General features: G+C 76.0%; 27 protein-coding genes and 1 riboswitch. Of the genes, 11 read left to right on the top strand and 16 right to left on the bottom strand.

All coding sequences use genetic code 11. The features are described from left to right. The first annotated feature begins 7 nt into the window (after positions 1–7). Positions 8–703 carry an ANTAR domain-containing protein gene (locus ACU610_RS20100; RefSeq protein ID WP_446769461.1) on the top strand — a complete coding sequence of 232 codons (696 nt, stop codon included), beginning with the start codon at positions 8–10 and terminating at the stop codon, positions 701–703. 19 nt (positions 704–722) lie between these two features. Here the strand turns inward: ACU610_RS20100 and ACU610_RS20105 are convergent, their stop codons facing one another. Next, positions 723–1,724, bottom strand: a complete 1,002-nt coding sequence (locus tag ACU610_RS20105; RefSeq protein WP_446769462.1) for a nucleoside hydrolase — start codon at positions 1,722–1,724, stop codon at positions 723–725. Positions 1,725–1,737: 13 nt separating this feature from the next. Continuing rightward, entirely contained in the window at positions 1,738–3,087 is a 1,350-nt protein-coding gene (locus ACU610_RS20110) for an APC family permease (RefSeq protein WP_446769463.1), read from the bottom strand. A gap of 316 nt (positions 3,088–3,403) precedes the next feature. Between ACU610_RS20110 and ACU610_RS20115 the strand changes: the two genes are divergently transcribed. Together ACU610_RS20115 and ACU610_RS20120 are read left to right on the top strand one after the other, a co-directional pair. Continuing rightward, positions 3,404–4,075, top strand: coding sequence for a hypothetical protein (locus ACU610_RS20115; protein ID WP_446769464.1), 672 nt, complete (start codon positions 3,404–3,406; stop codon positions 4,073–4,075). Positions 4,076–4,882: 807 nt separating this feature from the next. Then, complete coding sequence (locus tag ACU610_RS20120) at positions 4,883–6,940, top strand: SpoIIE family protein phosphatase (protein ID WP_446769465.1); 2,058 nt, start codon at positions 4,883–4,885, stop codon at positions 6,938–6,940. 184 nt (positions 6,941–7,124) lie between these two features. Here ACU610_RS20120 and ACU610_RS20125 read toward each other — a convergent pair whose 3' ends face one another. The 7 genes from ACU610_RS20125 to ACU610_RS20155 all read right to left on the bottom strand — a co-directional run bounded on the left by ACU610_RS20125 (position 7,125) and on the right by ACU610_RS20155 (position 14,574). Next, positions 7,125–9,458, bottom strand: coding sequence for a glycoside hydrolase family 65 protein (locus tag ACU610_RS20125; RefSeq protein WP_446769466.1), 2,334 nt, complete (start codon positions 9,456–9,458; stop codon positions 7,125–7,127). A gap of 188 nt (positions 9,459–9,646) precedes the next feature. Continuing rightward, positions 9,647–10,069 (bottom strand): ATP-binding protein, encoded by a 423-nt coding sequence (locus ACU610_RS20130; RefSeq protein WP_446769467.1) that lies wholly within the window; start codon positions 10,067–10,069, stop codon positions 9,647–9,649. 384 nt (positions 10,070–10,453) lie between these two features. Beyond that, positions 10,454–11,062: a thiamine phosphate synthase gene (locus ACU610_RS20135; protein WP_446769468.1), complete on the bottom strand. Its 609-nt coding sequence runs from the start codon at positions 11,060–11,062 to the stop codon at positions 10,454–10,456. Next, on the bottom strand, positions 11,059–11,913 hold the full coding sequence (locus ACU610_RS20140) for a thiazole synthase (RefSeq protein ID WP_446769469.1): 855 nt from the start codon (positions 11,911–11,913) through the stop codon (positions 11,059–11,061). The genes ACU610_RS20135 and ACU610_RS20140 overlap by 4 nt, the downstream gene beginning before the upstream one ends. A 2-nt stretch (positions 11,914–11,915) precedes the next feature. Further along, entirely contained in the window at positions 11,916–12,116 is a 201-nt protein-coding gene (gene thiS / locus ACU610_RS20145; protein WP_446769470.1) for a sulfur carrier protein ThiS, read from the bottom strand. A 5-nt stretch (positions 12,117–12,121) separates the two neighbouring features. Next, entirely contained in the window at positions 12,122–13,231 is a 1,110-nt protein-coding gene (gene thiO / locus ACU610_RS20150; RefSeq protein WP_446769471.1) for a glycine oxidase ThiO, read from the bottom strand. Beyond that, the gene (locus ACU610_RS20155) at positions 13,228–14,574 is read right to left on the bottom strand and encodes a purine-cytosine permease family protein (RefSeq protein ID WP_446769472.1); all 1,347 of its coding nucleotides are present in this window, start codon (positions 14,572–14,574) and stop codon (positions 13,228–13,230) included. The genes thiO and ACU610_RS20155 overlap by 4 nt, the downstream gene beginning before the upstream one ends. Next, positions 14,564–14,676: riboswitch (TPP riboswitch) on the bottom strand. Its footprint overlaps the gene before it by 11 nt. A gap of 34 nt (positions 14,677–14,710) precedes the next feature. On the opposite strand from ACU610_RS20155, the gene ACU610_RS20160 reads away from it, so the two are divergent. Genes ACU610_RS20160 through ACU610_RS20170 form a run of 3 tightly spaced genes read left to right on the top strand, consistent with a single transcriptional unit; the run spans position 14,711 to position 16,288 of the window. After that, on the top strand, positions 14,711–15,418 hold the full coding sequence (locus tag ACU610_RS20160) for a thiaminase II/PqqC family protein (RefSeq protein WP_446769473.1): 708 nt from the start codon (positions 14,711–14,713) through the stop codon (positions 15,416–15,418). A 23-nt stretch (positions 15,419–15,441) separates the two neighbouring features. Beyond that, positions 15,442–16,059 carry a TenA family protein gene (locus ACU610_RS20165; RefSeq protein WP_446769474.1) on the top strand — a complete coding sequence of 206 codons (618 nt, stop codon included), beginning with the start codon at positions 15,442–15,444 and terminating at the stop codon, positions 16,057–16,059. 46 nt (positions 16,060–16,105) lie between these two features. Next, positions 16,106–16,288: a hypothetical protein gene (locus tag ACU610_RS20170; RefSeq protein ID WP_446769475.1), complete on the top strand. Its 183-nt coding sequence runs from the start codon at positions 16,106–16,108 to the stop codon at positions 16,286–16,288. 81 nt (positions 16,289–16,369) lie between these two features. On the opposite strand, the gene ACU610_RS20175 is transcribed toward ACU610_RS20170, so the two are convergent. Then, complete coding sequence (locus ACU610_RS20175) at positions 16,370–17,659, bottom strand: Nramp family divalent metal transporter (protein WP_446769476.1); 1,290 nt, start codon at positions 17,657–17,659, stop codon at positions 16,370–16,372. 254 nt (positions 17,660–17,913) lie between these two features. Here ACU610_RS20175 and ACU610_RS20180 point away from each other — a divergent pair, with 254 nt between their 5' ends. Continuing rightward, positions 17,914–18,228 carry a hypothetical protein gene (locus ACU610_RS20180; RefSeq protein ID WP_446769477.1) on the top strand — a complete coding sequence of 105 codons (315 nt, stop codon included), beginning with the start codon at positions 17,914–17,916 and terminating at the stop codon, positions 18,226–18,228. A 27-nt stretch (positions 18,229–18,255) separates the two neighbouring features. Here the strand turns inward: ACU610_RS20180 and ACU610_RS20185 are convergent, their stop codons facing one another. Beyond that, positions 18,256–18,969, bottom strand: coding sequence for a Mut7-C RNAse domain-containing protein (locus tag ACU610_RS20185; protein ID WP_446769478.1), 714 nt, complete (start codon positions 18,967–18,969; stop codon positions 18,256–18,258). Positions 18,970–19,233: 264 nt separating this feature from the next. Here ACU610_RS20185 and ACU610_RS20190 point away from each other — a divergent pair, with 264 nt between their 5' ends. Both ACU610_RS20190 and ACU610_RS20195 read left to right on the top strand, forming a co-directional pair. Then, positions 19,234–19,746 (top strand): VOC family protein, encoded by a 513-nt coding sequence (locus ACU610_RS20190; RefSeq protein ID WP_446769479.1) that lies wholly within the window; start codon positions 19,234–19,236, stop codon positions 19,744–19,746. A gap of 23 nt (positions 19,747–19,769) precedes the next feature. Then, on the top strand, positions 19,770–20,315 hold the full coding sequence (locus ACU610_RS20195; RefSeq protein WP_446769480.1) for a GNAT family N-acetyltransferase: 546 nt from the start codon (positions 19,770–19,772) through the stop codon (positions 20,313–20,315). Here ACU610_RS20195 and ACU610_RS20200 read toward each other — a convergent pair whose 3' ends face one another. Beyond that, positions 20,316–20,759, bottom strand: coding sequence for a rhodanese-like domain-containing protein (locus tag ACU610_RS20200; RefSeq protein WP_446769481.1), 444 nt, complete (start codon positions 20,757–20,759; stop codon positions 20,316–20,318). Between the two features lie 107 nt (positions 20,760–20,866). On the opposite strand from ACU610_RS20200, the gene ACU610_RS20205 reads away from it, so the two are divergent. After that, positions 20,867–21,538: a GntR family transcriptional regulator gene (locus ACU610_RS20205; protein ID WP_446769482.1), complete on the top strand. Its 672-nt coding sequence runs from the start codon at positions 20,867–20,869 to the stop codon at positions 21,536–21,538. Continuing rightward, entirely contained in the window at positions 21,525–22,544 is a 1,020-nt protein-coding gene (locus ACU610_RS20210) for a 1-aminocyclopropane-1-carboxylate deaminase (RefSeq protein WP_446769483.1), read from the top strand. The genes ACU610_RS20205 and ACU610_RS20210 overlap by 14 nt, the downstream gene beginning before the upstream one ends. Here the strand turns inward: ACU610_RS20210 and ACU610_RS20215 are convergent. From ACU610_RS20215 to ACU610_RS20230, 4 genes are all read right to left on the bottom strand, one after another. After that, positions 22,523–22,975, bottom strand: coding sequence for a hemerythrin domain-containing protein (locus ACU610_RS20215; protein ID WP_446769484.1), 453 nt, complete (start codon positions 22,973–22,975; stop codon positions 22,523–22,525). The two genes, ACU610_RS20210 and ACU610_RS20215, sit on opposite strands and share 22 nt — an antisense overlap. A 74-nt stretch (positions 22,976–23,049) precedes the next feature. Then, complete coding sequence (locus ACU610_RS20220; protein ID WP_446769485.1) at positions 23,050–23,742, bottom strand: alpha/beta hydrolase; 693 nt, start codon at positions 23,740–23,742, stop codon at positions 23,050–23,052. Beyond that, positions 23,739–23,948, bottom strand: a complete 210-nt coding sequence (locus ACU610_RS20225; RefSeq protein ID WP_446769486.1) for a hypothetical protein — start codon at positions 23,946–23,948, stop codon at positions 23,739–23,741. The genes ACU610_RS20220 and ACU610_RS20225 overlap by 4 nt, the downstream gene beginning before the upstream one ends. Before the next feature lie 36 nt (positions 23,949–23,984). Continuing rightward, the gene (locus ACU610_RS20230; protein WP_446769487.1) at positions 23,985–25,004 is read right to left on the bottom strand and encodes an NADP-dependent oxidoreductase; all 1,020 of its coding nucleotides are present in this window, start codon (positions 25,002–25,004) and stop codon (positions 23,985–23,987) included. Positions 25,005–25,047: the final 43 nt, after the last annotated feature.

The following is a 25,047-nucleotide window of genomic DNA, read 5'->3' on the forward strand; positions in this document are numbered from 1 at the left end:
TGGCCTCGTGCAGGAGCTGTGGCGGGACCTGAGCCGGGTGGCGCTGGCCGACCGGAGGCTCGACGACGTCCTCGGCGAGGTCACCGGTATCGCGGCCCGCGGCATCCCCGGCGCGGAGTCCACCTCGATCACCCTCGTCCGCGGCGACCGGGCCTTCACCGCGGCGCACGCCGGGGAGATGGCGCTGGCCGCCGACGAGCTGCAGTACGAGCGCGGGTACGGGCCGTGCATGGACGCCGGTCGCGCCGGTGTCGTCATCCGGATCGACGACATGCGCACGGAGGAGCGCTACCCGGAGTACACCCCCCGGGTGCTGGAGGTCGGCGTCCGGAGCTCGCTGTCGATGCCGCTGCCCTACCAGGGCAGCACGATCGGCGCGTTGAACGTCTACTCGACCCAGCCGGCGGCGTTCGCCTCGCGGGAGTCGGAGGAGGCGGCGACCGCGGTGGCCGAGGCGGTCGCGGTCGCGGTGGCCAACGCCGACGCGCAGGACCGGCTGGCCGAGCACGCCCAGAACATGCGGGCGGCGATGGAGTCACGCGCGGTGATCGAGCAGGCCAAGGGCGTGCTCATGGCGCAGCGGGCGGTGGACGCCGACGAGGCCTTCGAGATCCTGCGGGAGGCCTCGCAGCGCTACAACCGCAAGCTGCGGGACATCGCCCGCGGCATCGTCGAGGGCACCCGCGAGGGCCGCGGCCACTGAGCTAGGCGTGGCCACTGAGCTACGCGTGGCCCCGTCCCGGGTCCCGGCCCGAGCCTGCGGAGGTCGGGGAGGACGGGGTCCTCCGACGGGCCAGCGCCTCCATCCGGCTGACCAGGAACTCCACCGCCGCGGTGCTGTCCACCGTCTCGGCCACCTCGACCGCGGTCGGCGACGACGAGACGCTGCGCCGGTCGACCAGCGTCTGCCCGCGGCCGGCGCCCAGGGTGGTGTCGACGACGACGTCCCGGCGCACGGTGCCCAGCGTGCCGGGCACGATCGCCTCGGTCAGCGCCAGCGCGTCGTGCAGCACGACGCCGGTCGTGCCGTAGCTGGTGCGGGCGTGGTCGACGTACTCCTGCAGGATCGTCGCGGCGGCCCGGCCGACCGGCCCGGCCGCGGCGAAGCGGGCGATGCCGTCGGCGTCCAGCACGGTGGGCAGCGTGACGTCCAGGCCGACCAGCACGGTGGGGACGCCGGAGCCGAGCACCCGCTGGGCGGCCTCCGGGTCGGCCCACACGTTGAACTCCGCGGCCGCGGTGGCGTTGCCGCCGCGCGCGGCGGAGCCCCCCATGAGCACCAGCCGGCCGATCCGCTCGGCGGCCTCCGGGTAGACGGCCCGCAGGAGTGCGATGTTCGTCCACGGGCCGATCGCGGCCACCGTCACCGGCGCCTCCGCGGCCTGCAGCACCTCGGCCATCGCGACCACCGCCGGGCGCGGGTCCAGCGCGGCCGGCGAGGGCTCCAGCCGGACGCCGCCCAGGCCGGTCTCGCCGTGCACGTGGCCGGCCCGCTCGGGCTGCCGGTAGACCAGCGAGTCGCGGGCGCCGGCGGCCACCGGGACGTCGGAGCGTCCGGCCAGGTGCAGCACCCGCAGCGCGTTGTCGGTGGTCTGGGCCAGCTCGACGTTGCCGTGCACCGTGGTGACCAGGCGCAGGTCGACCTCCGGGCTGGCCAGCGCCAGCAGGATGGCCAGGGCGTCGTCGATGCCGGGGTCGGTGTCGATCACGAGGGGGGTCGCCACGGGCCCGATCCTGTCAGCCGCGCCGGGCGCCCTCGGCGGCGCTCGGGCGACGTCCGACCAGCCGGGTGACCGCGAAGAGCACGACCCCGCCGGCGAGCAGCAGCGCGGCGAGGCCCCAGACCAGCGCCTCCTGCTGCCACAGGAGCAGCAGGCAGGAGGCGACGCCCAGCACCGGCAGCACCGTCGGGGCGCGGAAGTGCCCGGTGTCCACGCGGTCGCGGCGGAGCACCAGGACGGCGGTGTTCGTGCTGAGGAACACGAACAGCAGCAGGAGCACCACGGTGTTGGCCAGCTTGGACAGGTCACCCACGAGGGTCAGCACCATCGCGACCACGGTGGTGACGGCGATGGCCACCCACGGCGTCCGGCGGTTGGGCAGGACGCGGCCGAGGACGGCGGGCAGCAGCCGCTGCTCGGCCATCCCGTACGCCATCCGGCTGGCCATGATCATCGTGAGCAGCGCGCCGTTGGCCACCGCGACGAGCGCCACGGCGCTGAACAGCCAATCGGGGATCCCGGCGTCCGCGGCGCGCACCACCTCCAGCAGCGGGCCGGTGGAGGCGGCGAGCTCCTCCGGCGGCAGCACCACCGAGGCCGCCAGGCCGACCAGCACGTACACTGCGCCGGCGGTGAGCAGCGCGCCGAACAGCGCCCGCGGGTAGACCCGGCGTACGTCGCGCACCTCCTCGGCGAGGTTGGCCGAGGTCTCGAAGCCGACGAAGGAGTAGTAGGCCAGCAGCGCGGCGCCCAGCACCGCCGAGGCCGGGACGACGCCGGGCGCGAACTCCACGGTGCGGCCCGGGTCGCCGTCCCCGCGGCCGAGCACGAGCGCACCGAGGACGACGACGAGCACCAGCCCGGACACCTCCACGAGCGTCATCACCAGGTTGGCGCGCAGCGACTCTCGGATGCCGCGGGCGTTGAGCAGCGCCACCAGCGACAGGAACACCAACGCGGCCGGCGTGGTGGGCACGTCGAGGAAGACGCCCAGGTAGTCGCCGGCGAAGGCCAGCGCCAGCCCCGCCGCGCTGGTCACCCCGGCGGCGAGCATGCAGAAGCCCACGAGGAACGCGACGAGCGGCTGCCGGAAGGCCCGCTCGGCGTACACCGCCGACCCCCCGGCGCGGGGGTACTTGGTGGCCAGCTCCGCGTAGGACGCCGCGGTGAGCAGGGCCAACAGCAGCGCGACGAGCAGCGGCACCCAGATCGCCCCGCCCACCTCCGCGGCCACCCGGCCGGCCAGCGCGTAGACGCCGGCACCGAGGACGTCGCCGAGGATGAAGAGGAACAGCAGCGGCCCGGTGACGGCCCGGCGCAGTCGCGTGTCGGTCCGGTCTGCGGGCGGTGCGGCCTGGTCGGTCACCGGTCGAGTCTCAGCAGGGCCGCAGGGCCCGGCAACTCAACGGACCGAGGGGTACGGAGCCTCCGACACGCCGGGCGCGTCGGGTCGTGTCCCGGGGTGACCGGCGTCCTGGCCAGCGCGTTCCGCGCTCCGGAGCGGTGATCTTGTCGACAAGCGGTCGCCCGGAGCGGCGGGTCACCGTCCGCCGCGGGGCACCGTCACAACGCTTCGGTCACGCGCCCTCCAGGAGTCGTCGCAGGAGGCCGTCGCGCGGGGCCGTCGTCCCTACCGTTCTCCCTGTCCGCAGCGACCGCGGCACCGACCTCAGGAGGGCGTCATGGCGAACGACCGGGTAGTGGCACCGGGTCCGTCCCGCGTGACCGACGACCTGACCCTCACCGGCCTGCTCGACGTCCTGGACCGGGCCGAGCCGCTGCCCGCGCGCAGCCGACCCCGGCCCCGCCGCGCGGCGCTGCACCGCACCGGTGCGGTCCGCCGGCCGGCCGCCGTCCGCCCGGTCCCCGTCCCGGCCGCGCGCCCCCGGCCGGTGGCACCGCCCCCGGCGCCGCCCGCCGCGCCGGTCTGGACCGCCTCCGCCCCGGCGGCGCGTCCCGGCCTGCGGGCCCGGCTGCGCGGCCTGGTCCGCCGGCGCGCGCTGTGGGGCGCCGGCCCCGACGGCGCGTACCTCGCCTGGGGACGCCCGGCCGCGCCGGCCCCCCGCCCCGACGGCCCGGTGGTGCTCACCGAGCTGCCGAACACCCCCACGGTCCAGCCCGCGGCGCCTTCCCCCGCCGCGGCGCTACCCCCGGTCCGGGCCCCTCGGCCGGCTGCCCGCCCCCGCGTCCCGGTGGTCGCCCCGCTCGCCCGGCAGGTGCCGGCGCCGCGGCCTGCCCCCGCACCGAGGACCGCGCAGGGAGGCCGCCCGCCGGGAGCCGCCTGGGCCTCCGCCCCGGCCCGGAGCCGGGGCGATCCGCGACCTCCTCCGGCCCGCGGGCAGCCATTCGGCTGACCCCCACGGCACCCGCCGCGGACGCCGTCCCCCGCTCCGCCTCCCGGCACCGGCCGTCGCCCCCTCCGGCGGCCGCAGCCCGGTGGTCTCCGCTCCTCCCGACCGACCCTGCAACCGCTCCTGGCTGTCCCTCCGACGGTGCTCTCCCGTCGCCCCAGACGTCGCTGCTCCACCGGTACCCGCCTCGACCCCCCGCCGACTGCGCCCCCGAGCGCAGCGCGCGGACCCTCCAGGGAGGCGGCGACCGCAGCGCGGCACGGCTGTCCGGCGACGCGGTCCGTCCGACGGGACGACAGGTCCGCGCCGGTACCCGTCCCCCGGGTCTCTGACCGGCACCGACCTGGCCCGGCGCCGTCGCGGGCGGGCACCCGGCAGCAGCCGGCCCGGGAGTCGACCGCAGGAGACGACCGCAGCCCGGAGCCGGTGCGCCGCAGGACGTGCGCCCGCCGGACACCGCCGTTCCCCCGCCGACGGCGGGCGCCCTCCCCGCCCGGGCGCCCGCCGTCGGCTCTCGTGTCCTCCGGCCGCGCACCCGTGCCGGCGGCGTCACCACGTCGTCCGCCACGGGGGGACGGCGCGGGAGCGGCGGTGGCCCCGGGCTCCGCCGGCCGACACGCCGGGCCTGCCTCCCCCCGCGCCGAGGGCGGGACCGGCGCGTCGCAGGTGTCACGTCGGGCACAAGAGGTGGCCGCGGTGGCACCCGGCGTGAGACAAAGGGAGCATTGCGCGTCCCGGTGCACCGACCGGGCAACCCGGACGGAGTGCTGACGTCCGTGCCTGCCACCCGAGGATGCGAGTGAGTCGACCGTGAACCTGGATCGGACGCCGGCGGAGACCGGGGACCCCGACCCGGAGGCCGCGGCCGCCCGCCTGCGCTTCGACCTGGCCATCGACGCGGCCGGGATCGGCAGCTTCGAGTGGGACCTGGTGACGCACCGGCTGGAGTGGGACGACCGGATGCTGGAGATCTTCGGCTACGACCGCGCCAGCTGGCCCGGGACGATCGACGCCTTCGTCGAGCGTCTGCACCCCGACGACGCGCCCCGCACCCTCGAGGCGCTGCAGCACGCCATCGACACCCACGGGGAGTACGACGCCGAGTTCCGGGTCGTCCTGCCCGGCGGCGAGACGCGCTGGGTGCAGGGCCGGGGCCGGGCGCTGGCCGACGAGAGCGGGACCTCCGTCCGCCTGCTGGGAGCGGGGTACGACACGACCGAGCACCGCCACGCGGACGCCCGGGTGTCGCGGGTGCTCGAGTCGATGAACGCCGCGTTCTTCGCCCTCGACCGGGACTGGCGGTTCACCTACGTCAACGGCGAGGCCGAGCGGGTGCTGCAACGCTCGCGCGGCGACCTGCTCGGCGGTGACATCTGGGAGCTGTTCCCCGCGGCCGTGGGCAGCGACTTCGAGGTGCACTACCGCGGGGCGGCGGCCACCGGGCGCGAGCGGGTCTTCGAGGCCTACTACCCGGCCCCGTTGGACGCCTGGTACGAGGTCCGGGCGTGGCCGGGCCCCGACGGGCTGTCGGTCTACTTCCTCGACGTGACCGAGCGCCGGGCCGCCGAGGAACGGGCCCGCGCCAGCGCCGCCCGGCTGACCCTGATCGCCGAGGCCGGCGCGGTCACCGGCGAGACGCTGGGCTCCGGCGCGGGGGAGGACGTCGCGCTGCAGCGGCTGGCCGAGGCCATCGTCCCCGTGCTGGGGGACTGGGTCATCGTCACCCTCGCCGGTGAGGACGGCCGGATGCGCGACGTCGGCAGCTGGCACGTGGACCCCACGCTGCGCGGCGCCGTCGCGCGCTATGCCGAGCTGCGCCTGGCCGCCATCCCGCCGGACGCACCGGTCCTGCGCGCGCTCGCCTCGGGCCGGACGATGAGGGTCGCCGACGTCGGCGCCGCCGTCGGGCGCACGCTCCCCCCGGGCCCGGTCAGCGACGTCTTCTGGACCCTCGACCCGCGGACGGCGGTGACGATGCCGCTGGCCGCCCGTGGGCGAACCCTCGGCGCGCTGAGCATCTACCGCTCCGCCGGCCGGCCCGCGGCGGACGAGGACGACGTCGCCACCGCCCAGGAGGTCGCGGTTCGCGTCGCGCTGGCACTGGACAACGCCCGCCTCTACGAGCAGCAGCGCCGGCTCGCCGAGGGCCTGCAGCGCAGCCTGCTCAGCGCCCCGCCGACGCCGGACTCGGCGGAGATCGTCGTCCGCTACCGGCCGGCGGTGGAGGTCGCCCAGGTCGGCGGCGACTGGTACGACGCGTTCGTCCAGCCCTCCGGGACGACGATGCTGGTGATCGGTGACGTCGTCGGCCACGACACCGAGGCCGCCGCGGCGATGGGGCAGCTGCGCGGGTTGCTGCGCGGCATCGCCTACCGCGACGGCGTCGGCCCCGCGCAGGTGCTCAGCGACCTCGACGCCGCCGTGCAGGGGCTGGGCATGCGCACGATGGCGACCGCGGCGGTGGCTCGGGTCGAGCAGAGCCCCGAGCAGCGGGACACCGGGCTGACCACGCTGCGCTGGTCGAACGCCGGGCACCCGCCACCGCTGGTGCTGCACACCGACGGCCGGGTGGAGGCGCTCGCGGCCGAGCGGCCGGACCTGATGCTGGGCGTCGACCCCACCACACGGCGGACCGAGAGCGTGCTGACCGTGCGACGGGGGACGACCCTGCTGCTCTACACCGACGGGCTGGTGGAGGGCCGCGACCTGCCGCTGGACGAGGGCATCGGCCGGCTGCGCGCCGCGCTGGCCGACCTCGGCGACCAGCCGCTGGAGCAGCTCTGCGACGCGGTCATCGAGCGGGTGCGCCCCGAGCGGCTGCAGGACGACATCGCGCTCGTCGCCATCCGGCTGCACCCGCAGGGCTGAACCAGGGCCGGCGGACACCCCGGGCCGTCGGTGCTGTGCGCGGGCGGCGCGTCCCGGCTCCGGAACGCACCGCAGGCGCACACCACCTCATCGAGGCCGGCTCGGGAGGTCGAGGACAGCGATCCGGGGCTCCGCTCGGAGCCGTGGCAGCCGGCCGCGGGCGGGTGGAGGCGTGGGCACGTCCTCACGTGCGTGGTTCGCGACCGACCGGCTGCTTCGGCTCCTCGAGCAGCGGCGTGGGGGCACGGAGCGGCACCTGGACGGGGGTGGCGGCGGTGACCGACAGACGGGCGCCGTCCACGACGACGGTCACCGGCTCCGCGCCGCGCACCAGCGTGACGGTGGTGCCCTCCCGCGTCGTCTCGACCCGGAGCAGCCTGCTGCGCCAGGTGACGTGGTAGACGGTGCGCGAGAGCGAGGACGGCAGCAGAGGCGCGATCTCGAGGTCCTCGTGGTCCTCCCGCAGGCCACCCAGTCCGGCGACGAACGCCAGCCACGCCCCTCCCACCGAGGCCATGTGCAGCCCCTGCGCCGTTCCGCTGTGGACGTCGCGCAGGTCCACGAGGGCAGCCTCCCGCAGGTAGCGCAGGGCGAGGTCGGGGTGCTGCGCCTGGGCGCAGACGACCGCCTGGACGGCGGCCGAGAGCGAGGAGTCCCGGACGGTGCGCGCCTCGTAGTAGTCGAGGTCGCGCGCCACCTCCTCGGCCGTGAAGTCGTCGCGGCACCACCACAGCGCCTGGACGAGGTCGGCCTGCTTGAGCACCTGCCGCCGGTAGAACTCGGCGTAGTGGTGGTGCTCCTGGACCGGGTAGGAGTTCCGCTCGTCCTCGAACGGCCACTCCCGGTAGGTGGTGAAGTTGTCGTTCATCGGGTGCACGCGCAGGCCCTCGTCCCACGGGACGTGCACGGCATCCGCCGTGGACCGCCAGGTCGCGGTCTCGGCGTGGTCCACGCCCAGCTCCGACGCGCGCTCCGGCGCCCTCTCGCAGGCGTCGGCGGCCCACCGGAGGTTGCGCCGGGCCATGAGGTTCGTGAAGACGTTGTCGTCGACGACGCCGGTGTACTCGTCCGGCCCGGTCATGCCGTACAGGTGCCAGCTGCCGGCCGCGTCCTCGTGGCCCACCGACATCCACGACCGCGCCGTCTCGACGAGCACCGCCAGACCGTCGACGGAGTCGAGGTCCCGGCCCGTCACGTTCCCGTAGAGCCAGAAGGCGCGGGAGACGTCGGCGTTGACGTGCATCGCCGCCGTGCTCGCGGGCCAGTACGCCGAGACCTCGCGCCCGCTGATGGTGCGCCACGCGAAGCACGCGCCGTCCAGGCCCAGCGTCGCGGCCCGCTGCCGGGCGAGGTCGAGCGTGGCGGAGCGCCACCGCAGCAGACGTGCGGCCGCGTCCGGGCGCAGCAGGGTCAGGGCGGGCAGGACGAACCCCTCGACGTCCCAGAAGGTGTGGCCGCTGTACCCGATGCCGGTCAGGCCCTTGGCGCCGACGGGGGCGCCGGAGATGCAGGCGGCGGAGCAGAACAGCTGGAAGACGGTGTAGCGCAGTGCCTGCTGCAGCTCGGCGTCGCCGTCGACCTCGACGTCCGCCGTCGCCCACAGCTCGTCGAGTGCGGCACGCTGACCGGCGACCAGGCCCTCCCACCCGAGGTCGAGGGCGGAGCTCACGGCGGCCGACGCCTGACCGACGACGGAGTCGGACCCGGCGTCGTGCGACCAGCCGTACCCGACGACCTTGACGACCGTGACGTCCTCCCCGGGGGAGAGGTCGGCGGCGACCGTGGTGACGACGTGCTGCTCGTCGACGTGGGTGTCCACCCGGCCGCCGTCGACCTCGTGCCCGACCGCGGCCGCGACCGTGATCCCCGACCGGCGGGTCCGTTCCACGAGGGCGCCACCGTTCGCGTTGCCGATCTGGGCGCGCGGCTCGAAGGCCTCGTCCAGGGCCGGTGCGACCCGCGGGTCGTCGTTGTCCACGCCTGAAGGCGTCACCTCGCCGGCGGCCAGTTCGGACCGGACGACCACGTGGGCGGGCGCGTCCAGGACGCGGACCTCGTACCGCACCGCGCACACCGAACGCTCCGCCAGGGAGACGAGCCGCCGCGAGGTCACCTCCACCGACGCGCCCGACGGCGACGTCCAGCGCACGTGGCGGTCGAGCGTCCCGGCGCGCAGGTCGAGCGTGCGTTCGTGGATCTGCGGCGGGACCTCGCGCACGTCCAGCGGGACACCGTCGACCAGCAGGCGCAGCGGCGTGCCGTCGGCGACGGTGAGCATCGCCTGCCCCTCCTCGGGCTGCCCGTAGCCGCCCTCGGGATAGGACAGCGGGTGCGTCTCGTGGACCCCGGACAGGTAGGTGCCCCGCATGCCGAAGGGCTCGACCTCGTCGAGCGTCCCCCGGATCCCGACGAAGCCGTTGGAGAGGCTGAAGACCGACTCGGCGACGGCGAGGGTGCCGGGGTCCACGCGCGGCTCGCGGACCAGCCACGGGTCGGTGTCGAGGGTCGGGGCGGTCACGTCGGGTTCCTCGCTCGCGTCGTGGGGAACGGGACGGACGCCCGGGACCTGCGTCCGCTCCCTGTCCTACCGGTCAGCACACCCCGGCGCGATCCGGAGGGCTCCGCGGCTGTTGGCATCCCCCGCACGGCCCCTCTGCAGGGTCCCGCCGCGAGCTCGCGAGCGGTGGGGGACAGCGGGGTCCTCCTTCAGGGCGCGAGCACGGCCCAGACGTGCTTGCCGTCGGCGGTGACGTACCAGCCGTGCTCGGTGGCCAGCTCGGCGATGAGGTAGAGCCCGAGGCCGCCCTCGCTGGGGTCGCGGTTGACGGCGGGGGTGGGCGGGGTGTCCGGCGCGCCGTCGCGGACCTCGATCAGCCAGGCGTCGGCCAGTGGGCGCACCGTGGCGCGGACCCGGCCGCCGCCGTGCCGCAGCGCGTTGGAGGCCATCTCGTCGAGGGCCAGGACCAGCCGGTCGCGCAGGTCGGCCTGCTGCGGGCCGTTCAGGTGCGCCCGCACCTCGGCGCGGACGACGGGCAGCTCGGCGATGCTCTCGAGGTCCCAGGCGAAGCGGTCGGGGGCTCGGGGCGGTCGTGCGGACGGCCAGAGCTGCCCGGCCGTCTCGCCTGTCACGCCGTGGTCCCCTCACGTGCTCGTCGCGCCCGGAGGCGAACCCTGGCCCTCGCCCCGGCGGGCGTGACCGACCGTCGGCTCGCGAGCGAGTCGAACACCTGCGTATGGGTTTGCTCGGGCGGTCTCAAACATCGTGAGACAGGCGTCACAGCCCGGCCACCGCAGGCGGTGTGTCCTCGGGGCCTTCGTCACCCGGCCGGCCCGGAGGGGCGGAGCCGGGACACGCTCCTCTGGGACCTCACCCCCTGCCCCGCACTGTGGGCAGCGGCTGAGGTCCCGCAGAGGGAGAGGCGGGCCGGACGCCGGGACGGTCGGGGCCCGCACCGGCGTACGACGGCGCCGGGCCGCGGCGGCCGCACGGACGAGTGGCCGGCACGAAGAGGGTCACACCAGGGCCGTGAGGTACGCCCGCACGATCTCCGGGTCGCGCATCACCGGCCCCATCACCGCGATCCCGTGCGCGCCGGCGGCGAGCAGGTCCGGCACGTGCTCGGGCAGCACGCCGCCGAGCGCGTAGGCCGGCGGGCCCAGGGGCCGCAGGCGGGCGAACCCCTCGACGCCGAGGGCCGGGCCGTAGCCGGGCTTGGACGCGGTGGGGAACACGGGCGAGAGGAAGGCCCAGTCGCAGCCCTCGGCGCGTGCCTGCGCCAGCTCGGCGGCGGAGTGGCAGGAGCGGCCGACCAGCGCCGGGCGCGGGTCGGGGAACGGCTCGGCCGCGGCGAGGTGGACCGCCGGGTGGTCGGGTCCGTCGACGGCCCCCGCGGTGACCAGCAGCCCACCCACCGGGTCGAGCAGGGCGCGGAGGTCGGAAGCGAGGGTGGCGCGCTCGTCGTCCGGCAGGTCGCGGTCGCGCAGGAGGACTGCCCGGGCCCCGGCGGCGACGGCGCCGGCCAGCACGTCGGCCAGGGGCCCGGCGGCCTGCGTCCGGTCGGTGACGACGAGCAGCCGCGGCAGGCGTGCGGTGCGGTCCGTCGAGCCCGGGAGCCCGCTCACAACTCGGGTAGGCCCTCGAAGGAGGTGGACGCCGCGGCGTGCCAGCGGCGCGGGATCCGCCCAGCGAGCTTCGCCAGCCGGCCGCCCTCGACCGCCTGCCGCATGGCCAGCGCCATCCTCTCGGGGTCGCGGGCGCGGGTCACCGCGGAGGCCAGCAGCACCGCGTCGCAGCCGAGCTCCATCGCCAGCGCGGCGTCCGAGGCGGTGCCGATGCCGGCGTCCAGCACCACCGGGACGTCGACGCCCTCCCGCAGCAGCGCGATGTTGTGGGGGTTGCGGATGCCCAGCCCGCTGCCGATCGGCGAGCCCAGCGGCATGACGGCGGCGCACCCGGCATCGGCCAGCCGTCGGCCGAGGATGGGGTCGTCGGTGGTGTAGGCGAGCACGGTGAAGCCGTCGGCGACCAGCTGCTCGGCGGCGTCGAGCAGCTCGACGGCGTCGGGCAGCAGCGTGTGCTCGTCACCGATCACCTCGAGCTTCACCCAGGACGTGCCGAACGCCTCCCGGGCCAGCCGCGCGGTGAGCACGGCCTCGCGGGCGGTGCGGCAGCCGGCGGTGTTGGGCAGTAGCCGCACGCCGCAGCGGTCGAGCACCTCGAGCATCGACGCGCTGGACGACGCCTCCACCCGGCGCAGCGCCACGGTGACCAGCTGGGTGCCCGAGGCCCGCACCGCCGCTTCGAGGGTCTCCAGGTCGGGCACGCCGCCGGTGCCGAGCAGCAGCCGGGAGGTGAACGTCTCGCCGGCGATCACGAACGGGTCGGCGGCCTCCTCGCGGGCGAGGGCCGGGGCCACGTCGGTGGTGAGGTCCTGGGTGGTCACGAGGGCGGGGCTCCGGGTGGGAGTGGACACGATCAGCCTCCTGCGGTCGGGGCGAGGACCTCGAGGGTGTCGCCGGGGGAGATGCGCGTCCCCGGCCAGCTGCTCCGGGGGACGACGTCCCCGTTGAGCGCCACCGCGACCCGGTCGTGCCCGCCGCTGCGCGCGGCGACCAGGTCGGCGACGGTGGTGTCCGCGGCGAGCTCGGTGTCCGCGCCGTTGACGGTGACCTGCATGACGACTACCTCCCGAAGCGGTCGGCGGTGAAGGGGGCGGCGAGCTCGGGCAGCCTGCCGGTGACCAGCAGCTCGGCGGTCACCTCGGCGGTGACCGGGGTGAGCAGCACGCCGTTGCGGTGGTGCCCGGTGGCCAGCACCAGGCCCGGCAGCGGGCCGGGACCCAGGAGCGGGGCGTTGTCGGGCGTGCCGGGTCGCCAGCGGGCCAGCGTCTCGACCAGCTCCAGCTCGCTGATCCCGGGGACGACGTCGATCGCGTCGTGCAGCAGGTCGTGCACCCCGCCGGCGGTGACGGTCGGGTCGAACCCGCGGTCCTCGGTCGTCGCGCCGACGATCAGCCGGTCGCCCGCGTAGGGCACCAGGTAGACGTGCCGGCCGCGGACCAGCGCGCGCACCGTGCCCTCGAGCAGGTCGGTCGCGCCGGCCAGCCGCAGGATCTGGCCCTTGACCGGGCGCACGGGCAGCGGCGGGGCCCCGGGCAGGCGGCCGCTGTGCGCGCCCAGCGCGAGGACGACAGTGCCGGCCGCCACCGGACCGCCGTCCGCCGTCTCCAGGCCCGCCGCCCGGCCGCCGACGACGCGCAGCTCGGTGACCCGGTCGCGGACCAGGCGCACCCCGGCGTCCTGGGCGGCGACCAGCAGCGCGGCGTGCAGGGCGCGGCCGTCGACGGAGTGGTCGCCGGCGACGAGCAGCCCGCCGCGCACCCGCGGGGTGAGCGACGGCTCGCGACGGCGGACCTCCCGCGGGAGGAGCCGCTCGGCGTCCAGGCCCAGCTCCCGCTGGAAGGCGTGCAGCGCGGCGAGCTCGCGGACGTCGTCCTCGTCGAAGCCGACGACGAGCGTGCCCGCGGTGCGCAGCCCGACCGGCAGGCCGCTGGCCCGCTCGACGTCCGCGGCGAAGGCGGGCCACCGCTCGACCGAGGCCAGACCCAGCCGCAGCAGCGCCTCCTCGCGGTAGCCGGCCTCGGTGACCGGGGCGAGCATCCCGGCCGCGGCGGCCGACGCGCCGGTGCCGGGGGAGTCGTCGACGACGGTGACCGAGAGCCCGCGGCGGGCCGCCTGCCAGGCCGTGGCCAGCCCGATGAGCCCTCCGCCGGCGACCGCGACGTCGCTCACGCCGGCACGCTCCGCCCGCGCAGCCACCCGGGCAGGCACACCAGGGCGGTGAGCAGCACCGCGACGCCCAGGCCCACCAGCGACGCCGACCAGCCGTTGGCCGGGTCGATGCCGAGGTCGGCCTGGCGAGCGGTCCACCACGCCGTCCAGCCCGCACCCGGGCCGGAGAAGTACGTCGGCAGCGTGAGCTGGTAGGCGAGGAAGCCGGCCAGCCACGGCAGCAGGAGCAGCGGCCGGGCCGGGGCGGTGTCGGAGGTGTCCCAGGCGCCGCGCGGGGTCGAGTAGTAGGCGACGGCGAAGACGCCGACCAGCGGGACGAACACTGCGCCGATGAGGAAGAGGAACGGCTCGTAGGCGGCGATGTCGAAGGTCAGCGCCAGCAGGGTCGCGACGGCGCCGACGGCCAGGGCGAGCAGCCGGCGGTCGGCGCGGGCGACGAGGTTCTGGCTCGACACCGCGGTGGAGTAGACGTTGGCGAAGGCCTCGTCGAGTTCCACGGCGACCAGCACGAGCACCGCGACCGCGCCCAGCGGGACGGCGAGCAGGGCGTCGATGACGTCGAGCCCGGAGCTGCCGTAGGCGGCCAGCGCGAGGACGCCGAGGGTGAACATCGCGACGGTGGCCAGCCCGTAGCCGAGCGAGGCCCCGGTGAACGCCGCCCGGCCGCTGCGCACGTGCCGGGTGTAGTCGGCGACCAGCGGGAACCAGGAGATCGGCAGGGCGATCACGATGTCGGCCGCCGTCCAGAAGGAGGTCGCCGCGCCGTCGGCCAGCGGCGGCAGGGGTTCGGCGAGCACCTCGACGAAGAGGTAGACGACCGCGGCCAGCGCGGCCCAGACGGCGTAGCGGGCCAGCAGGCGGGCCACCCCGAGCGGGCGCAGCGCCATCGCGGTGGCCAGCACGCCGGCGAGGAGCACGAACGGCCAGCGCGGCGCGTCGAGCACCCGGGAGGCGGCCTCGGCGATGATCACGATCTCGAAGGTCGCCCAGCCGACGCACTGCACGAGGTTCAGCGCGGTGGGCAGCGCGGAGGCGCGGCGGCCGAGCAGCCCGCGCAGCAGCACCATCGTCGGCACCCGCTCCCGCGCGCCGGCCGCGGCGGCCAGCCCGAGGAGGACGGCGCCGATCGCGGCGCCGACGACGATCGCGCCGATCGTCGTCGACAGCGGCCGGCCCGGGAGGACGACGAAGACCGCGGCGACCGGCAGCAGCAGGCTGACGCCGAGGTTGGCCCACAGGCCGAAGGCCTCGCGCAGGCCGAGGGCGGCCACGGGGGCCTGGTCGAGGGTGAGGGGCGCGTCCCCGGTGGGCGCGCTGGTACGGACGTCGTCCGACGTGCTCATGGCCGCTCCCTACGCCGGCATTACCCGGTCAGGTTCCAGCGGTCGGCGACGCGTCGAGTCGCCCTCTCAGCCCGGTCCGCCCGAGCTCCCGCACATGGCGATGCCCACAGTAACCCCGACGCGTACGGTCGCCGCCGTGCCGGTCGCCGACCTCCTGTCCCGCCATCCCGACGCCTGGCGGGGAGCCACCCGTCACCCCTTCCTCGACGCCGTGCGCGACGGGACGGTCCCGGTCGCCGCCTTCGACACCTGGCTGGTGCAGGACGCCCGCTTCGTCGCCGACCTGCTGCGCTTCCAGGCCCGGCTGCTGGCCCGCGTGCCCCGGCCGGCGCAGGCCGTCCTCGCCGGCGGGCTGGTCGCGCTGGTCGACGAGCTGGCCTGGTTCGAGGAGCAGGCCGCCGTCCGCGGGCTGGACCTCGGCACACCCGCTCTGCCCGCCACCGCCGCCTACGCGCGGCTGCTCGAGCGGCTCGACGCCGCCGACGTCGGGACGGCGCTGACCGCGCTGTGGACGATCGAGCGCACCTACCTGGACGCCTGGTCGCACGCGCGGCCCGGCGCGCCGGAGTTCCGCGGCTTCGTCGAGCACTGGACGCAGCCGGGCTTCGCGGACTACGTCGCCGGGCTGGAGTCGGCGGCGGACGGCGTCCCCGCGTCCGGCGCCGACGCGGTGTTCACCGCGGTGGTCGCCGCGGAGACCGCCTTCTGGGCGATGGCGCAGGACGCGGCGCGATCGGGGGCGGCGCAGGACGCGGCGCGATCGGGGGCGGCGCAGGACGCGGCGCGATCGGGGGCGGCGCAGGACGCGGCGCGATCGGGGGCGGCGCAGGACGCGGCGCGATGAGGCGCAGCGATGGAGGCAGCAGCGTGACGCTCTCCGCCGACCTCTGGGCAGCCAACGCCGACCTGGCCGCCGAGGCGCGGGCGCACCCGTTCGTCGCGGGCATCGGCGACGGCACGCTGCCGCGGGAGCGCTTCGCCGGCTACGTCGCCCAGGACGCCTTCTTCCTCGAGTCCTTCGCCCGCGCCTACGCCCTCGGGGTCGCGCGCAGCCCCGACCGGGCCACCCTCGACGCGTTCGCCGACCTGCTGGCCGGCGTCCGCGAGGAGCTGCGCCTGCACACCGGCTACGCCGCCCGGTGGGGGATCGACCTCGCCGGCGTCGAGCCGCTGCCGGCGACCACCGCCTACACCGACTTCCTGCTGGCGACGGCGTCCCTCGGCGGGGTCGACGCCACCTGTGCGGCGATGACCCCGTGCATGCGGCTCTACGCGCACCTGGGCCGGTCGCTGTCGGCCGACCGCGCCGGGGACTACGCCGAGTGGGTCACCACCTACGCCGACCCGGGCTTCGAGGAGCTCGCCGCAGGCCTGGAGCGGCTGCTCGACCAGCACGCCGAGGACACCCCCGCCGTCCGGACGGCGTACCGGCGGGCGATGCGGCTGGAGGTCGGCTTCTTCGACGCCTCCTGGCGGGGAGCCTGACCGCCGCGGTTCCACGTGGAACCCGGCGGCGCTTCCAGGACGCTGCTTGACTGACCCCGTGGTCGCCCCTATCCCCGAGCCGGACCCGAGCATCGATCCCAGTGAGCCGGTGCCCGACGATCCGGGGGAGCTCCTCCCCGACGCGCCGGAGCCCCTCCCACCCCCGCCGATCGAGCCCACACCCGACGACCCCGGCGGGGACCCGGGCGGCGTGCCCGAACCCGCCTGAAGGAAGGACCCCGCCCTCCACGCCACTCGCAGGCTCGCGGCGGGACCCTGCAGGGGCCGTGGGCGGCAGCGGGGTCCACGCTCAGAGGACGAAGCCGAGCAGCAGGTGGGCGTTCAGGCCGATGATCAGGGCCGCGACGACCGCACCGGTGACCGTGGTGACCCGACGGTTCACCCAGCCGCCCATCAGGTCCCGCCGGCTGGTCAGCCACAGCAGCGGCACCAGCGCGAACGGGATGCCGAACGAGAGCACCACCTGGGACCAGACCAGCGCGGTCGTCGGGTCGCCGCCGAGCAGCAGCACCAGCAGCGCCGGGGCCAGGGTGATCAGCCGGCGGGCCAGCACCGGGATGTGCCGGCGCAGGAACCCGGCCATGACCACCTGGCCGGCGTGCGTGCCGACCGACGAGGAGGCGAAGCCCGAGGCCAGCAGCGCCAGCGCGAAGGCCAGCGAGGCCCCGGCGCCGAGCTGGTCGCCGAGCCCGGCGTGCACGCTCTCCAGCGAGCCGGCGTCGTCCCCGCCGGTGAACAGCTGCGCCGCGATGACCAGCATCGCCGCGTTGACCAGCCCGGCCAGGCCCATGGCCAGCAGCACGTCGAGTCGTTGGGCGCGCAGCAGCCGGCGCCGTCCCTCGGCCGTGCGCCCGGCGGTGACGACGTCGCCGTAGCGGCCCGGGGTGAGCGCGGAGTGCACGTAGATGACGTGCGGCATCACCGTCGCGCCGAGGATGCCGGCGGCCAGCACCAGGCTGTCCGGGCCGGCGAAGGAGGGCACCAGGCCGCCGGCCAGCCCGCCCACGTCGACGCCCGAGCCGACCAGCGTGTAGCCGAAGCCCAGCCCGATCACCAGCAGCAGGCCGGTGATCACCCGCTCGAAGGGCCGGTGCCCGCGGGACTGCGCGGCCAGCAGCACGAAGGCGACGACGGCGGTGATCAGCCCGCCGATCGGCAGCGGGACGCCGAACAGCAGGTACAGCGCGACCGCGCCGCCGACGATCTCGGCCAGGTCGGTGGCGATCGCGACCGCCTCGGCCTGCAGCCACAGCCCCCGGGTGACCGGCTTGGGCAGCTGTTCGCGGCAGTTGGTGGCCAGGTCGCGGCCGGTGGCCAGGCCCAGCTTCGCGGTCAGCGACTGGATGAGCATCGCCATGAGGTTGGCCGCGACGATCACCCACAGCAGCGTGTAGCCGAAGGCGGCGCCGCCGGAGAAGTTGGTCGCGAAGTTGCCCGGGTCCACGTAGGCGACCGCCGCCACGAACGCCGGCCCGAGCAGCGGCCAGATGCGGCGCCGGCCGCTGACCTGGGGAGGTCGTCTCGGCGTGCCGACCAGCGTGGTGGGCAGGACGGCGGCCTCGGTCTTCGACAGGTACACGGCGGCCTCGCAGGAGCGGGAGCAGGAGTGGCTGGGTGGTCACTCCTGGGCTGCCCGCCGCGGCTGTCACACCTGGGCCAAGCCCTGGCCCCCCGGGGCCGACCCGTCGGCCGGGCCGGCGGGGGTGTGGGCGACCGGTGGACCTCCGGAGCCCGGTCGGTTGTGGGTTGGAGTGCCGAACGGCTCTGGGCACCCGTCGACCGGCCGGTCGAAGCTGGGTGTCACGTCCCACCCCGCACCGCCCGGAGGCGGTCATGCGCATGATGCTGAAGGCCGTCATCGACACCGCTGCCGGCAACGAGGCGGCGCGCGAGGGACGACTCCTCGAGTTCACCCACCGGCTGGTCGAGCAGCTCGATCCGGAGGCCGCCTACTTCGTGACCGAGAACGGGCAGCGCAGCTGTCTCCTCGTGTTCGACATGGCCGACACCTCGCAGATCGTGGTCATCGCGGAGCCGTTGTTCCTCGACGGGAAGGCGCAGGTGACGTTCGTGCCCTGCATGAACCTCGAGGACCTGGAGACGGGCCTGGGCCGGCTGTATCCCCAGGACGCCGCGAGCGCCCACTGAGGGGCCGGGCACGCGCCCAGGCCGCGCTCAGTCGCCGACCTGCCGGGCGGCGCGCCCGACGAGCTCCCCGATCCGCCGGGCGTGCGCGCCGTGCCAGTAGACCCGGCCGCACGCCGGGCAGCGGGAGAAGTCGTCGAAGGTCCGCCGGGTGCCCGGCGGCAACCGGTCGGCGACGTCGGCCTTCGGCACCGGCTCGAGGCGGGCGCCGCAGGCGGTGCACCGGGTCAGCGGGTCGAGGGACGGGGCGAACCGGTCGAGGACGTCGGCCAGCTGGTCGTCCGGCCGGCTGCCCCGCACCAGCGCCCCGCGCACGCCCCGTCGCATGAGCAGGCCGCGGTCCTGGGTGAGCAGCACCCGCTCCTCGGCGGCGGCCCGGGCTGCGAGGTCGGCGTCCTGGGCGTCGTTGGACCAGGCGGCCTCCAGGCCCAGCAGCCGCAGCCGGCGGGCCAGCGTGCCCAGCCCGACGTCGAGCAGGAAGCCCCCGGGCGGCACCGGTTGGGGGCGGGGGACCGGGTCGACCTCCAGCACGGTGCCGGGGCGGGTGCGCGCCGACAGCGGCACGGGTTCGCCACCAACCCGCACCCCGCCCACCTCGGTCAGGGGCACGCCGGCCGCCTGCACCAGGTGGGCGACCGTGGCATCGGGATCGAAACGCATCCGCCGGACGCCGCGGTGCCGGTCCCGCCCCGGCAGCAGGAAGCGCAGCGGCGCCGGGACGGCGACGTCGACGGCATCGGTCACCGCTGTGCCTCCCAGCTCACGCGACGTGCGTCGGTCCGCCTCCGCGCCTCGGTCCGCTCCCCGCTCGCCGGCGCTCGCCGCGGTGCTCCCTCGGCTGTCATCGGGCGACGACCCGCGGCGTCCCCGTCGACGGGTCGGCGGCGTCCGGGACCAGCATCCCCGCCCGCACCCGGGTGGTCCGGTGGACGACCCTGGCCAGATACTTGAAATCTCAAGCAACTGCGCGCACACTGGGGCCGTCGTCCCCACCACCGAGGAGGCCCCGTGCCCGTCCAGCGCCTCAACCACGCCGTCCTCTACGTCCGGGACGTCGACCGCAGCCTCGCCTTCTACCGCGACGTGCTCGGGTTCCGGGTCACCACCGAGATCCCCGGCACCGCGGTGTTCCTGCAGGCCGAGGGGTCGACCAACGACCACGACCTGGGCCTGTTCCAGGTGGGCGCCGCGGCCGGCGCCTCCGGGGCCGGCCGGCGCACCGTCGGCCTCTACCACCTGGCCTGGGAGGTCGACACGCTCGCCGAGCTGGCCCGCGTCCGCGACGCGCTGCTGCGAGCCGGCGCCCTGATCGGGGCCTCGGACCACGTGACGACCAAGGCCCTCTACGCCCAGGACCCCGACGGTCTGGAGTTCGAGGTCTCCTGGCTGGTCCCGGCCGCGCTGATCACGCCGGAGCTCACCGATGGTGCCCCGATGACCGCCCCGCTGGACCTCGACCGGGAGATCGCCCGCTACGGGGCCGACACCCGCGGCGGCGTGGGGGTCTCCGTCCCCGCCTGAACGTCCGGGGAGGATGGCTCCCCGTGGACCCGGTCGAGCTCGACGCCGGCGCGTTGCGCCTGCGGCCCTGGCAGGAGGACGACGCCGACGACGTCGTCGCGGCGATGCGGGACCCGGTCATGCAGCTGTGGAACGGCCTGCCGGCCACGACCCGCCCGGACGCGCTCGCCTTCCTGCGCCGGCGCGGCGACTGGACCACCGGAGACCACGCCTCCTGGGCGGTCACGGACGCCGCGACCGGGGCGCTGCTCGGCTCGGTGTCGCTGCACTCCATCGCCGTCGCGCAGGGCAACGCGCAGATCGGCTACTGGACCGTCCCCGCCGCCCGAGGACGCGCGGTCGCCGTCCGGGCGGTGGACGCGGCCTGCCGGTGGGCCTTCACGACCGTGCTGGACCGGGTTGAGCTCTGCCACGCCGTCGAGAACACCGCCTCCGGGCGGGTGGCGGAGAAGGCCGGGTTCCGCCTCGAGGGGCGACTGCGCCGGTCCTTCCGCTACGGCGACGGGCTCAAGCACGACGAGCTGATCTGGGGCCGCCTCGCCGACGACCCCGTGCCGGCCCTCCCGTGATCAGCAGCCGCAGCTGACCGCTGTCGGGGTGGTGAGCGGGTCGGCGTCCGGGCGGTGCACGCCGGCCGCCGTCTCCACCGGCAGCCCCTCCCGCGCCCAGTACTCGAAGCCGCCGAGCATCTCCCGCACCCGGTAGCCCAGCGAGGACAGCGCGAGGGCGGCCCGCGTCGCGCCGTTGCAGCCCGGCCCCCAGCAGTAGGTGACGACGGGGACGGTGCGGTCGAGCTCCGCCGCAGCGCGCTCCGCGATCTCTCGACCGGGCAGGTGCACCGCGCCGGGCACGTGGCCGGAGTCCCAGGCCGCACGGCTGCGGGTGTCGACCAGCACGAAGCCCGGGTCCTCGGCTGCGAGCGCCGCGGACACGTCGGCGACGTCGGTCTCGACCGCCAGTCGGTGGGCGAAGTGGGCGGCGGCGTCGGCGGGGGCGGCCCAGTCGCTGAACACCCGGTCACTGTCGGGCCGCGGGCCCACGGGGTGGAAGGCCCACGCCTGCCAACGACCGCACGGTCCCCGCCAGGGAGGGGTTGACGTACCCGAACCTGACATCTGAGATGTCAGTTGTGGTCCTCGCTCCGGTCTCCCGCGTCCTCCTGCGCGACGTCGCGCTCGAGCGCATCCGGGCGGCGATCGTCTCCGGCGACCTCGAGCCCGGCGCCGTGGTGAAGGACGCCGAGCTCGCCGCCCGGCTGGGTCTGTCCGTGGCGCCGGTGCGCGCCGCACTGGCCCGGCTGGCCGACGAGGGGCTGGTCGAGGCCAAGCCGCAGAGCCACACCCGGGTCACGCCGCTGCGGGTGCGCGACGTCCGCGACGCCGCCGTCGTCGTCCGGGCGATGCACGAGCTCGCCGTCCGCGAGGCCGTGCCCGTGGTGACACCGGACGACCTCGCCGCCATGCGCGCGGCCAACGAGCGGTTCGCCGCGGCGGTGCGAGCCGGGGACGTCGACGCCGCCCTGGCCGCCGACGACGACCTGCACGGCGTGCTCCTGGCCCGCTGCGGCAACACCGCGCTCACCGCGACCGTCGAGCGGCTCACCCCCGCCGTCCGCCGGCTCGAACGCCGGCGCTTCGCCGCCGCACACGGGGCGGAGTCCGTCGACCTGCACGACCGCCTGATCGCCGCCTGCGCGGACTCCGACGTCGACTCCGCCGTCGCCGCCACCACCGAGATCTGGACGGCGCTGCTGTCCGAGCTTTCCGAGGAGACCCCCGATGGCACTGTCTGACCACCCCCGGTACCCGCTGCTGTTCGGCCCGTCGCCGGTGCACCGGCTGGACCGGCTCACCGAGCACCTCGGCGGTGCCGCCGTCTGGGCCAAGCGGGAGGACTGCAACTCCGGCATCGCCTTCGGCGGCAACAAGACCCGCAAGCTCGAGTACCTGGTCGCCGACGCGCTGGCCAAGGGCTGCGACACGCTGGTGTCGATCGGCGGGGTGCAGAGCAACCACACCCGCCAGGTGGCCGCGGTCGCCGCACGGGTCGGGCTGTCCTGCGTGCTGGTGCAGGAGAGCTGGGTCGACTGGCCCGACGCCGTCTACGACAAGGTCGGCAACATCCTGATCAGCCGGCTGGCCGGGGCCGACGTCCGGCTGGTGAAGGCCGGGTTCGGCATCGGGTTCAAGGAGAGCTGGGAGGCCGCGCTCGCCGAGATCGAGGCCCGCGGCGGCAGGCCCTACGCGATCCCGGCGGGTGCCAGCGACCACCCGCTCGGCGGGCTCGGCTTCGCCGGCTGGGCCGAGGAGGTCGCCGCCCAGGAGGCCGAGCTGGGGGTCTTCTTCGACACCGTCGTCGTCTGCTCGGTCACCGGGTCGACCCAGGCCGGCATGGTCGCCGGCTTCGCCAGGCTCGAGGAGGACGGCGCCCGCCCGCGCCGGGTCCTCGGCGTCGACGCCTCCGCCAAGCCCGCCGAGACCCGTGACCAGGTGCTGCGGATCGCCCAGCGCACCGGGCAGCTGATCGGCCTGCGCCGCGAGCTGACCCTGGAGGACGTCGAGCTCGACGAGCGCTACTCCGCCGGCGTCTACGGCATCCCCGACGAGACGACGATCCGCGCCATGGAGACCGCGGCCCGCACCGAGGGCATGGTCACCGACCCGGTGTACGAGGGGAAGTCGATGGCCGCGACCATCGACCTCGTCGGCCGCCGGGAGATCGACCCGTCGTCCACCGTGCTCTACGCCCACCTCGGCGGACAGCCCGCGCTCAACGGCTACAGCGCGCTGTTCTCCTGAGCGCCGAGCAGGTCGACCGCCGAGCCGTCGAGGGCGTCGAGGGCGGCGCGGATGCGGCGCTCCTCGAAGGAGAAGTGCGACTCCACGATCGCGGCCAGGCCGTCGAGCTCCCCGGCCAGGGCCGGGTCGCCGGACGCCGCGACCTCCTCGATCCGCGCCACGATGCCGCTGATCACCGCGTGGTCCTCGGCCATCTTCTCCAGCAGCGGCCGCAGCTCGGGGAACCGGGCGGCCAGGGCGGGGAAGGCACCGGCGTCCTCGCCGGTGTGGTGCCGGGTCAGCGCCGTGCAGAACGCCAGGCAGTGGACGCCGAGCGGCCGGCCCGGCTCGCGGACGCCGTCCTGCAGCCGGCGCAGGTCGGCGCGCAGCGCGTCGTGGACGCGGAGGAGCTCGTCATCGAGCGCGGCTGCGCGGGAGGGGACAGGGGGCACGACCGCGCATCGTTGCTCACCCACGGCCCTGTCCACCAGGTCCGATGCGGCCATGTCCGCGCGACGGCGAAGGCTCAGAGCGGGACGGCGAGCTCCCGGCTCTCCAGGGCCGCACGCAGGTCGGGTCGCCACGGTGCGAGCCCGGTCCCGGCGAGGACGACGTCCCGCACGAAGGCGTGCCAGACCGGCGCCCTGCGGACCATGCTGTGCCCGCCGGCGATCGTGAACCGCGCGATGTGCGCGCCGGCCTGCTCCGCGCGGAGGGCGAAGTCGGCCGAGAGCGTGGCCGGCACCCACCGGTCGCCGCGGCCGTGCAGGATCGCGACCGTCTGCCCGCGCAGGTGCTCGACCGGCTCGCCGGGCGGCGTCCACGGCGCGAGCGCGCAGACCGCGCGGACCGAGGCGTCGTCCCCGGCGCGCAGCACCGCGCGGCCGCCCATGGAGTGGCCGACCAGCACGACCGGGACGTCGTCCCCGTGCCGGGCCCGCAGCTCGCCCAGCGCCCACCGGACGTCGGCGTACGCGTCGGCGGCCACCCCGTTCCAGCCGGCGACCCGGTAGCGCAGCAGGTAGGTGTCCAGGCCGCGGTCGACGGCGGAGGCGCGCACGAACTGCTCGATGGCGCGCATCCGCAGCAGCGACAGCGCCCGCTCCTTGGGCGGTTGCACGCTGGCCACGGTGCCGCCGTGACAGAAGACGGCCAGCGCCCGGGTCGGCCCCGCGGCCGGCTCGTGGTCCAGGCCGGGACGCCCGCCGCTGGTGGTCACCGGCGGCGGCGCCGGCGCCCACCGCGGAGGGTCGCGCGGGCGCGGTCGCCGAGGTCCCCGGCCCGGTACAGGGCGCGGGTCACCGGCGTGGACCCGGTGCGCCGCTCGAGAACCCGACCGACCCGGCGCAGCAGGCCGGTGGCGAGGGGGACGACGACGGTGAGCAGCAGCCAGGTGCGCAACCGGCTCATGAGGAAGAACCACATGATCGGCAGTCTGCCCCGATGCGACCGGCGGGAACCTCAGTCGGGGTCGGGGGCGAGCCGGACGACCATCTTCCCGACGTTGCCCCCGCGCAGCAGGTCCAGGAAGGCCGGTACGGCCTGCTCGATGCCCTCGTACTCGGTCTCCCGGACGACCAGGTCGCCGGAGCGCAGCCAGCCGGTGACCGTCTCGGTGAACTCCGGGCGCAGGTCGGCGTGGTCGCTGACGAGGAAGCCGCGCAGGGTGAGCCGCTTGCCGACCATCAGGCTCATGTTGCGCGGCCCGGGCGGCGGCTCGACGGCGTTGTACCCGGAGATCGAGCCGCACAGCGCGGTCCGGCCGTGCACCCGGAGCGCGCCGATCGCGGCCTCGAGGTGCTCGCCCCCGACGTTGTCGAAGAACAGGTCGATCCCCGCGGGGGCGGCCGCGGCGAGCAGCTCGGCCACCGGACCGTCGTGGTAGTCGAAGGCAGCGGTGGAGCCGAGCTCCCGCAGCCAGGCGACCTTCTCCGCCGACCCGGCGCTGCCGACGACGCTGCCGGCGCCGCGTAGCCGCGCGAACTGACCGACCAGGCTGCCCACCGCGCCGGCGGCCCCGGAGACGAAGACGTCGTCCCCCTCGCGGAAGGCGCCGACCCGGAAGAGCCCGGCGTACGCGGTCAGGCCCGGCATGCCGAGCACGCCGAGGTACCAGGACGGCGACACGTCCTCCGCGGCCGGCAGCCGGGTCACCGCGGCGGCGTCCAGGACGGCGGTCTCGCGCCACGCGGCGTCGGTGAGGACCAGCGACCCTTCGGGCAGCTCGGGCGCCCGCGAGGCGACCACCCGGCCGACAGCGCCGCCCTTCATCACCTCGCCGACCTCCCACGGCGGCGCGTACGACGGGCCGGACCGCATCCGTCCGCGCATGTACGGGTCGACCGACATCACGACGTTCCGGACGACGACCTGGCCCTCGGCCGGCTCGGGGACGGGCACCTCCACCAGGCGGAAGTCCTCGGGGGTCGGCTCGCCGTGCGGCCGGGCCGCCAGGTGCCACTCACGGGTCGTCGCAGCCACGCACCCGATCCTGCCTCTGCCACCACCGGGCCGCTCCTCGCTG

Source organism: Geodermatophilus sp. URMC 61 (genome assembly GCF_052931555.1).

Coding starts and splice junctions, on each gene's coding strand:
- thiS (WP_446769470.1), bottom strand. CDS start 12,116: ATGCAGGTCACCGTCAACGGCGCGGACACCGAGCTCGCCGCGGACACC.
- ACU610_RS20155 (WP_446769472.1), bottom strand. CDS start 14,574: ATGAGCACGTCGGACGACGTCCGTACCAGCGCGCCCACCGGGGACGCG.
- ACU610_RS20210 (WP_446769483.1), top strand. CDS start 21,525: ATGGCACTGTCTGACCACCCCCGGTACCCGCTGCTGTTCGGCCCGTCG.
- ACU610_RS20225 (WP_446769486.1), bottom strand. CDS start 23,948: ATGTGGTTCTTCCTCATGAGCCGGTTGCGCACCTGGCTGCTGCTCACC.
- ACU610_RS20180 (WP_446769477.1), top strand. CDS start 17,914: ATGCGCATGATGCTGAAGGCCGTCATCGACACCGCTGCCGGCAACGAG.
- ACU610_RS20115 (WP_446769464.1), top strand. CDS start 3,404: ATGGCGAACGACCGGGTAGTGGCACCGGGTCCGTCCCGCGTGACCGAC.
- ACU610_RS20205 (WP_446769482.1), top strand. CDS start 20,867: ATGTCAGTTGTGGTCCTCGCTCCGGTCTCCCGCGTCCTCCTGCGCGAC.